We start from the raw sequence: 9542 nt of genomic DNA on the forward strand, positions 1-9542 counted from the left end.
AACGTGAATAAACAATTCCCCCTAAAGAAATAATAGCAACTTCAGTTGTACCGCCTCCTATATCGACAACCATGGAACCTTCAGGCTCGGTGACCGGAAGCCCAGCTCCAATTGCTGCAGCCATTGGTTCTTCAATCAAAAATACTTCATTTGCACCAGCACTTTCTGCTGCATCTTGTATAGCACGTCTTTCAACTGGGGTAGATCCAGATGGAACACATATGATAATGTTAGGTTTATTAACAGTAAGTTTTGTATTTGCACTGCGTATAAAATATTTTAGCATCTCCTCCGCACTTTTAAAATCGGCAATGACACCATCCTTTAATGGCCTGATCGCCTCTATTTCTCCAGGCGTTTTCCCTAGCATCATTTTAGCTTTTTTACCAAAGGCGTAAGGAACATAACTTCCCTTTTCCTTTATTCTTGCTACAACCGAAGGCTCATCAAGCACTATTCCTTGATTTTTTTGGTAAACTACAGTGTTTGCAGTGCCAAGATCTATAGCAATATCGCTAGCAAATAAACCTCTGAAAGTAAAAAGGTTACAAAACTTTCTGGTTAATTTCTGAAAAAATTTCATACACAACTCAAGAAAACGCTTTATTGAGATAAATTATACTTTTCAGACAAGTAGCTAGTACAACACTCAACGTCCAACCCCTTATCTGTTACTTTTTTTAGCAGATCCAAAAAACCACACTTTGCACTGGATATATTTTGGAATAACCAACTAATAAGTAAACTAAAATCTCCTTTTATTATAGCACCTAAAAATTCGTAATGATTTTTCTTAATGAAAGAAAAGATTTGTACAGCGGTAATTAAAGCTATAATTTTAATAGGAAAATATCCCATATTTCCACTTGCCCAATACTCATCTTGAAAATAAGTATCTAGCTCATTTTTAGCTTTTACTGGAATTTTATAATGCTTCATGCCTTCCAGCCATGCATCGTGTAGATCTTTGACCTCTAACGTACCATTTATTATATTCTGTTCTAATCTAGTTCTCAGCATGATATGAGCTAATAGACTAAATTCATCTGCATCCTTCAAAAGAGAAGAAAGATTTATTTTATTGAAAACCAAGTGCAAATTTTCAACACTGCTGGCTTTTGCATTAGTCTTACCTTTTATAGTAAACTTCTCTTTTACGTATGGTTGAATAAACTCAATAAATTCTCTAGATGTTCCAACCATCCTCTCCATGAATAGTCCTTGGGTTTCATACATAACGTGTTTTGTAATTAGACTACTTACAGAATTTTGTGCTAAATATTTTCGATAAATTTCATAACCACTATACCGTAAAAGCAAAAACAAACCGTAACAAAAATCAGATTCATCATAATCTATAGGGTGATAATGAGAGGCATGATATAATGCAACACCCATTTGCTGTAAACACAACGAGCCAAGCTCAATCTGCTTTTGAGTAGCAACTTTCTGTATATTAATAACCCCGTCTTTTTTCTGCTTTTTAATTACTTTTTCTACATTTTCATTAAAAAATTTGCCTACTTTAGGAAATATTTCCTTTATATTCTTTTCTGTGATATCAGAGTCATAGTCAGAAAGTAATGAATCGTATTTCGAACACTTCAATTGCTGCGACTTTATAGAAACCACCTCGCGAACGAGCTTAACCAAATCAGCAAAGCGTTCTTTTAGTTTTTCTAAGTTACTAGGTTCGGATTGAGATAGCTTCCATAAATTTTGGCACTCAACTTTAGCTTTGGACAAAGATTTTACTAAATCAATGGGAATAGCACTGCTGCTTTTATACATCCTCTCTACTAACTTTCGCTGCCAATTGTCAGTGCTCTTTTTATTGCCAAGCGCACCTACTTCTGCTAATGATTCCTTTATTATGTCGTGAGAGATAATTTCATGTCTAATCTCTTCTAGAAGACCCATTTGCTCAACTTTATCCTCTACGTTTAATTGACTTTGGCTTAGTACTTTTAGCGTATTTTCGATATTTTTTACCCTATACAATACTTCCTCTAAGAACTTATAAGATTTCATATTTGTTCATTTTAACATCGTAATAGATTAATAATAAAGTTAACAGTATATTTACTCAAAGTAAAATAAAAAATTGTGTATCCTATGCCTTTACTATATTTTTCTACCAACAGTCCAGTATCTTATTAGAAAATTAATTGTGAGACTGTATAAAAAGTGTTTAGTATTTTATTTTTCTTGACTATATTGCAATATAGAGAGATTATTAACTGCTATTAAAGTTATGCACTATTTTAAAATTTATGGAGGTTTAGTAATGTGGAGTAGATTAGCTGTAATGTGCTGTTTTTGTTTGCTGCTTACCGGTATAAGTGGTTGTCCACCAAAAAAAAGGGTAAACACGGCAAATAAAATGAATTCTGTCGTTAAACAGATGAATGAAAAAAAAGAGTTTTCTTTGATTATGATAAATCTAGTATCGGTGAAGTAGGCGCAGACGTATTGCTCGATGTAATGGAAGTATTGCAGAATAACCCTGATATGAAGGTTACTGTGACTGGTCATACTGACAACCGCGGTTCTTATGAATATAATGTTGCGCTAGGCGAGAGAAGGGCAGATGCAGCCAAAAAATTTATGGTTAGTTGTGCACCTTACCTAGAAAATAAAATAAAAACTGCTTCTAGAGGTGAAACTGAGCCTTTAGTTTACGTACAAGACGATTCTAAGAATTCCAAGTATGAAAAACAGCATGCTAAAAACCGTAGAGTGGAGTTTTCATTCTCTGGAACAAAGAAATAGTTTCTTGCGTTAAAAATCCTGGATCCCAGTGTCAAGCACTGGGATGACAAAAGGGGGCAAACTCGTCATTTCGCTACTTGTTAGCGGAATCTATATTGAAGATACTGCGGCGGTATGACCTACCTGGCTATCAAGAGGCATAATGGAGTTAGAGTTATTATTTCAAAATATAATCAAAGGTTTTGCTCTTCATAACAATAAAGTTGCAGTTGCGGTATCAGGTGGTGTGGACAGTATAACTTTATTGCATTTAATGATTAATTGGACAAAAAAAACACTTCCTGTAGTATTAACAGTAAATCATGGATTGCGTCCAGAGTCTCAAGAAGAAGCCGAATTTGTTGTAAATTATGCAAAAGAACTTGGAGTAAAGGAATCGTTTATATTAAACTGGGAAAAGCAAAACGTCAAAGGTAGTGTCCAGTTACAAGCGCGAAAAGCGCGGTATAAGCTACTAACAGAATGGTGTAAAAATAACGATGTTAAGCACCTACTTATTGCTCATCATAAAGACGATCAAGCAGAAACGTTTCTACTCAGACTTGAGCGTGGTAGTGGTATAGATGGATTATCATCCATGGATCATAAATCTTTTTTTAATGGTGTTCATATATTAAGGCCATTGTTAAATTTTAGTCGTAGTGAAATAGAAAAATACGCAAATTTTCATCAGTTAAAATGGATCGAAGATAGAAGCAATCAGGACTTGAAATACAAACGCACGTTATACCGTAACTTGCTTAAAGCAAGTGATAATCAGGGGGTTTTAACAGAGCGAATATGCCTCACAGCTCTTCACATGAAAAGAGCTGCAAAAGCGCTGGCGCACTACACAAGACTTGCGTTTAATGACTGTGTCAATGTTTATGATCTTGGTTATATCGAAATTAAACTAGATGAATTTTATAAACTGCCAGAGGAAATAGCCTTGAGGCTACTCCTTTACTCTATAATGGCAATCAGCAGTAAACGCTATAAACCAAGATATAAAAGTCTTATTGCAATATTTAACAAAATATTGCAAAAGGGTAACGACGTTCATTGCACGCTGTCTGAATGTCAAATAAGGAAATATAGAGAAAGCATATTGATAATTAGGGAATCATCAAAGATACAGGAAGTATCTGCACGTTTGCCACTCAATGGTCCTATTGAATGGGATAACAGATTTAGCTGCACAATACTTGGCAATCAGGAGTGTTTAGTTACTATTGCTCCGCTAAAAAAAACACAAAAAATTCCTAAATTTTTAAAGGATTATGGTTGCTGCTCTGAAGTTTTTTACTCCTTACCTGTTGTGCTGAAAGATGAAAAAATACTGGCTTATCCCTATATATATTATAAGGGTCAAGATATTAATAACAAGTTTAAATGTATTATAAGCAGTATAATACAAAAAAATCTTGCAATATAATTAGTTAACATAATATAATAAAACTCATCTTAGTGAGGTATATCATGAGTGCGCCAAGAGAAGCGTTTAGAACACAGTTGGTGAAAATCCAACCTAGGCAAAGTCTAGCCAACAGCCTAGAACAGACCATTATGCTACGCAAGGTAACGAGCGTAGTAAAGCTAATGGAATGGACAATACAGGGTACAACGAAAGTGAAGGTATTGAGTCCCGAAATACCTGAAATCATGGAGGTCGACACTTTTCATGCAGTGGAAGACAGCATGAAGGATAACGATAAGGCAAGTTATCACTCACTCCATCGGGATCTTAGGCCGTATCATGTATTGAGATGGATTCTAAATGAACTTGGGAGATCCTTTGTGTTCCTACTAAGGTACGTTAGAACAAGTCAACAAAGACGAGAACTGACGAAAGATACAAAGGAAGTCGGACTGATTGATAGTACTCAGAGTGTGGGAAAGCCACATACACGGGGAAGCGATCAGCAATATAACAACTGGAATAGGGATTGCAATACCAATACAACAGAGGTTGGAGGAATATGCAAAGAAAACTAAACCAGATAGCGGTAAGAGCGAAGCAAGATAAACGAGTGAAATTTACATCACTAGTTCATCTGATAAACGCAGAAAATCTTGCCTTATGTTATAAGGAACTAAAACGCAATAAGGCTTGCGGTATAGACCAGGTGACAGTAGAAGCCTACGGAGAAACCCTCGAAGAGAAGCTTAGAATGCTGGTGGATAGTATGAAGAGAAAGCAATATAAACCGCAACCGGTGAGAAGGGTATATATACCAAAAGCAGGAAGCGAAGAAAAGCGCGGACTCGGAATATTATCTACAGAGGATAAGTTGGTACAGATAATGCTAAAGAAAATATTGGAAAATATATATGAGGCAAATTTCCTAGACCAATCATATGGTTTTCGACCTGGTAGAAGTTGTCACCAAGCGGTTAAAGCATTAGATAAAGCAGTTATGTACAAGCCAACAAACTACATTGTGGAAGTGGACATAAGGAAGTTCTACGATAATATTCAGCATAAATGGCTAATGAGGTGTTTAAGGGAACGAATATCTGACCCAAATCTATTGTGGTTAGTAAAGCAATGTCTTAAGGCTGGAGTTATGGAAGCTGGACATTATAAGACAACTACACAAGGAGCACCTCAGGGAGGAATAGTAAGCCCAGTATTAGCTAACGTATATCTACACTATGTACTAGATCTATGGTTTGAAAAGAAAGTAAAACCAAAATCTAAGGGATTTATGGAGCTGGTCAGATATGCAGATGACCTTTTGGTGTTTTGTGAAAGTGAGGAAGACGCGAAAGAATTTCTAGAAGCACTGAAACAAAGACTAGCCAAGGTTGGCTTGGAAGTATCTGAACACAAAAACAAGGATAGTAAAGTTTGGCAAGAAAGAGTGGTACCAGGCAAAGAGAGAAAAGAAGAAAACGGAAAGTTTCAATTTTCTAGCATTTACGCACTACTGCGGAAGAAGTCGAAATGGCAGGCTGATTATGAGGCATAAAACCTCAAAAGTGAACCTAGCTAGAAAATTCAAAGAAATCAAAGAATAATTGAAAACGATTCGTAATCATACTCGTCTGAAAGACTGGTGGCAGATACTAAAAGCTAAACTAAGAGGACACTATAACTACTTCGGGATTAGCGGAAATTATCGATGGCTCAGTAAGTTCGAGCTGGCGGTAAGGAAGCTAACGTTTAAGTGGATAAACCGGCGTAGCCAGAAAAAGAGCATGAATTGGGAACAATTTGAGCATTACACACAAGTTAATCCACTACCAAAGCCAAAAATATGTTTTTCTTTATATACATAGGAGGTATATCGTGAACGCTATTATTGTGGAGCCGTGTGCAAGAAAGTTGCAAGCACGGTTCTTGTGGGGGAGTCATAAAAATAAAACCCAAGCAAGGGGAACAGGATTATGACTTCTACCAAACCACCATGATCTGCAAAGTGAAATATGGGAAATAAGTAGCAGTAAAGAATTTGCAAATTGGGTGGATAAGCAACTGGAGATACTATAGAGTCTCAGCAATTGCAATTATTAGTCCTTCAGATATAATCTGTTGAGATTTACAAGAGCTTTACGAATGACAGAAAAAGAAGAGCAATTTAGTTTTACATCAGAAAACCTCAAGAAAGCAAAAAAGTTTATAGAGGTGTACCCAAAAGGTAGAGAAGGCAGTGCTGTTATGCCTTTACTATACTTGGTTCAAGAACAATGCGGATGGGTTCCTGAATCTGCCATGCGCTATGTTGCTGATATGCTGCATATTCCACATATTCGTGTATATGAAGTGGCAAATTTTTACACTATGTATAATTTAAAACCAGTGGGTAAATATCTGATACAAGTTTGTAGAACAACTCCTTGCTGGTTATGTAGTAGCGAAGAAGTTCTAAATACCTTTAAAGAAAAACTAGGAATCAATATTGGTGAAACTACTAAAGATAATCTGTTTACTTTAAAAGAAGTTGAATGTCTGGGTGCATGCGTCAATGCTCCAGTTGTGCAGATCAATAATGATTTCTATGAAAATCTCACCCCTGAAAAAGTAGAAGATATCATAACAGAACTCTCAAGCAAATAGATGAAAGAAGAGTTCTCATTTAGGGTAACCAAGCAATCAGGTTCTGCAAGAGTTGGCACAATTAAAACTCCAAATGGAAACATAGAAACACCAGCATTTATATTTTGTGCAACCAAAGCTGCAGTTAAGGCTGCAGATATCGAGAGAATCAGTGAAACAGGTACTCAGATAATACTTTCCAACACCTATCACCTCATGCTCCAACCGGGAGAGGATACTGTTGCAAAACTCGGTGGTTTGCACAAGATGATGGGATGGAATGGCCCAATGCTGACTGATTCAGGTGGTTACCAGATATTTAGCTTGGGCCATGGATCAGTTTCAGAAGAGATAAAGGGAATAAGAAATAAGCAAAAAACTCTGATCAAAATTAATGAGGATGGAGCAATTTTTCGTTCTTATATCGATGGTAAAACTTATTGTGTGACTCCTGAGAGATCTATACAAATTCAACAAAAATTAGGTGCGGATTTAATTCTAGTCTTAGATGAATGCACACCATTTCACGTTAGCGAGGAATACACGCGAAGATCAATGCTCATGAGCCATAGATGGGCTGAACGCTCCTTGAATGAATTTGAAAAAAATAATAATGGCAAACAGGCACTGTATGGAATTAGCCAAGGCGGAGTATATCAAGATCTGCGTAGAGAAAGTTGCGATTTTATCAACAAATTACCATTTTTTGGTCAAGCAATAGGCGGATCACTTGGTCAAAGTAAGGAGCAGATGTATGATGTAGTTTCCTTTACTATGGAGCATTTAAAAAAAGATAGGCCTACTCATTTGCTTGGCATTGGTGGAATTGTGGATATCTTTCACGCAGTAGAGCTTGGAATTGATACATTTGATTGTGTGCATCCAACTCGCCTGGCAAGACATGGTGGTGCGCTTGTTAAAGTGAAAAATAGAAATTCTATTGCTTCAAAGTGCAAAGAGCATATTAATTTGCGAAATCAACAATTTGAGCTAGACGATAATCCAATTGAAAGTGACTGTTCATGTTTTACCTGCAGAAAACATTCGAGAGCTTATATACACCATTTATTGAAAGCTAAGGAACTGCTAGCCTACACTCTCATTACTATTCACAACGTTTTCTTCATGAATAAACTGATGGAATCGATAAGGCAGGCGATATTAGATGATAGGCTAGATCAGGAGAAAAATAACTGGGTTAGTGGAATGTTGTAACCTTGTCTCTTCTTAAGTCTTCTTTCCACACTGTTGGCTTTTCTTTCTTGTTATCTTTTTATTAACTTTGAAAGTACTGTAGTAAATAATTAATCTATTAGTGTTAGCCTTTATTCTTAATTGGTAAAAATTATGAGGTGAAGATATGGCTAAAGAAAACAATACTCTATTAATATTCGATTTTGATAACACTATCACTGAAGAGCACATGCATAATGCTTTCTCCAGGTTAGGGAGAATAGACTTTGATTCTGATGCGGAAAATGCAGTGACTGATCACAATATAAAAGATTTTCTAAAAAATACAGGTGGAATAAAAAATGAAGAGGGGCTGAAATCTGTACTGCAGTCTGCACTTTCAAGTGGAATAGAAGTTAATATTGCATCATACACAGGATATCCAAATGCTGTGAAAAGGGTTGTAGAAAATCATTTGGGCTTATCTAAAGAACAGGCAGACAGTGTTTCTGTATTTGGCGGATTTCCAGCAGATTATGATACCCAGTTGAAAAGCTCAGCTCTAAAAGAACAGCAAAATCAAGTTGGAAAAAATTTGCACATCTGTAAGGCAATTGTGGAGTATAAGAATAATCACAATGGTCAGCTACCAAAAACCGTAATGTTGGTTGATGATAGTACAGACACCATTAAAAAGATTGATGAGTTTGTTGAATCAATGAGCAAAAGAGAGGGATGGCTTAAAGAAAATGGGCTGAGTATTGAAGAGATACAAAAAATCAAGTTTGAAGGCGTACAGGCATCTATGAACAGAAATGGTAAAGTGGTAGGAGATGCTAATTATCTAGAAAGAGTACAAGAATTTATTAGTACCAACTTAGTGCAAGAACCTATATATGCTACAATTAATAAAAGCACTTTTTCTTTACAGGAAGAAATGGAAACAATTAAGTCTGTTCTTATTAACACTGGTCATAAATTAAAGAATGTTCAAGACCTGTTTAAAGAGGAGGCAATAAGGGCACTTAAAGAGCAAGGCTATGGTGCAAGTAGTAAGGAGAGAAAAGAAATTATTGTCAAAGGGAGTAAGCAAATAGGTATTCAGAAGGTCCAGGAAATAATAAAAGATGCTTCGGATCGAGTAATAGAAGGATTTAAAGCATCAAAAATAGTACCGGAGGAAAGTACATACCAAAATCTTCAAGATATTCAGAATGCATTAAAAGCGCAAGCGGGACCTGTACATCAATCATCACTTCCTCGAAAAAGGAAATCAAGTGATGGCATGGGTGCTGATGGTGAGAATAAAAAACAAGATATTAAACCATCCGAAGCACAAGCAAGATCAACACGCCGTCATGCAATGATGCTTGACCCTCAGCAAGTAGACTCTATACTTCAGGATGCGTTATCACCATTGTTTCCTAAAGAGAGAAAACCAAATAATTATATAGCTGATAGCAGTGAAGATAAAAAACAAGTACATGAGCAGGCCTTCAGTCTAGCGGAGGGGTATGAAAAAATTAAAAATGCTTTTCGAAGCTATTCTGAAGAGTATGGAAATAGAATAATAAGAGCT

General features: G+C 36.2%; 8 protein-coding genes and 2 pseudogenes. 8 read left to right on the top strand and 2 right to left on the bottom strand.

What is annotated here, in order from left to right:
- Positions 1-583: rod shape-determining protein (locus HET73_RS04120; RefSeq protein ID WP_174134066.1), on the bottom strand; the 583-nt coding region annotated here is incomplete at its 3' end.
- A 20-nt stretch (positions 584-603) separates the two neighbouring features.
- Positions 604-2031, bottom strand: coding sequence for a gluzincin family metallopeptidase (locus tag HET73_RS04125; RefSeq protein ID WP_174133223.1), 1428 nt, complete (start codon positions 2029-2031; stop codon positions 604-606).
- A gap of 256 nt (positions 2032-2287) precedes the next feature.
- Between HET73_RS04125 and HET73_RS09450 the strand changes: the two are divergent.
- From HET73_RS09450 to HET73_RS04160, 8 genes and pseudogenes are all read left to right on the top strand, one after another.
- Positions 2288-2772: pseudogene (locus HET73_RS09450) on the top strand (OmpA family protein).
- A 142-nt stretch (positions 2773-2914) separates the two neighbouring features.
- Positions 2915-4186: a tRNA lysidine(34) synthetase TilS gene (tilS, locus tag HET73_RS04135; protein ID WP_174134067.1), complete on the top strand. Its 1272-nt coding sequence runs from the start codon at positions 2915-2917 to the stop codon at positions 4184-4186.
- Positions 4187-4230: 44 nt separating this feature from the next.
- On the top strand, positions 4231-4746 hold the full coding sequence (locus HET73_RS08185) for a hypothetical protein (protein WP_246210090.1): 516 nt from the start codon (positions 4231-4233) through the stop codon (positions 4744-4746).
- On the top strand, positions 4731-5723 hold the full coding sequence (ltrA, locus tag HET73_RS04145; RefSeq protein ID WP_246210097.1) for a group II intron reverse transcriptase/maturase: 993 nt from the start codon (positions 4731-4733) through the stop codon (positions 5721-5723). The genes HET73_RS08185 and ltrA overlap by 16 nt, the downstream gene beginning before the upstream one ends.
- A gap of 49 nt (positions 5724-5772) precedes the next feature.
- Positions 5773-6033: a hypothetical protein gene (locus HET73_RS08190; RefSeq protein ID WP_246210099.1), complete on the top strand. Its 261-nt coding sequence runs from the start codon at positions 5773-5775 to the stop codon at positions 6031-6033.
- A 277-nt stretch (positions 6034-6310) separates the two neighbouring features.
- A complete protein-coding gene (gene nuoE / locus HET73_RS04150) occupies positions 6311-6811 on the top strand; it encodes an NADH-quinone oxidoreductase subunit NuoE (RefSeq protein ID WP_174134068.1) in 501 nt (166 codons plus the stop codon).
- Positions 6812-8005 (top strand): tRNA guanosine(34) transglycosylase Tgt, encoded by a 1194-nt coding sequence (tgt, locus tag HET73_RS04155; protein WP_174134069.1) that lies wholly within the window; start codon positions 6812-6814, stop codon positions 8003-8005.
- Positions 8006-8150: 145 nt separating this feature from the next.
- Positions 8151-9542: pseudogene (locus tag HET73_RS04160) on the top strand (hypothetical protein); the annotation flags it as partial.

It is taken from the genome of Wolbachia endosymbiont of Atemnus politus, from assembly GCF_013309895.1.

What these genes read in the sequence shown, in the direction of transcription:
- HET73_RS04125 (WP_174133223.1), bottom strand. Translation starts at nt 2,031, where the DNA reads ATGAAATCTTATAAGTTCTTAGAGGAAGTATTGTATAGGGTAAAAAAT.
- tilS (WP_174134067.1), top strand. Translation starts at nt 2,915, where the DNA reads ATGGAGTTAGAGTTATTATTTCAAAATATAATCAAAGGTTTTGCTCTT.
- HET73_RS08185 (WP_246210090.1), top strand. Translation starts at nt 4,231, where the DNA reads ATGAGTGCGCCAAGAGAAGCGTTTAGAACACAGTTGGTGAAAATCCAA.
- ltrA (WP_246210097.1), top strand. Translation starts at nt 4,731, where the DNA reads ATGCAAAGAAAACTAAACCAGATAGCGGTAAGAGCGAAGCAAGATAAA.
- nuoE (WP_174134068.1), top strand. Translation starts at nt 6,311, where the DNA reads ATGACAGAAAAAGAAGAGCAATTTAGTTTTACATCAGAAAACCTCAAG.
- tgt (WP_174134069.1), top strand. Translation starts at nt 6,812, where the DNA reads ATGAAAGAAGAGTTCTCATTTAGGGTAACCAAGCAATCAGGTTCTGCA.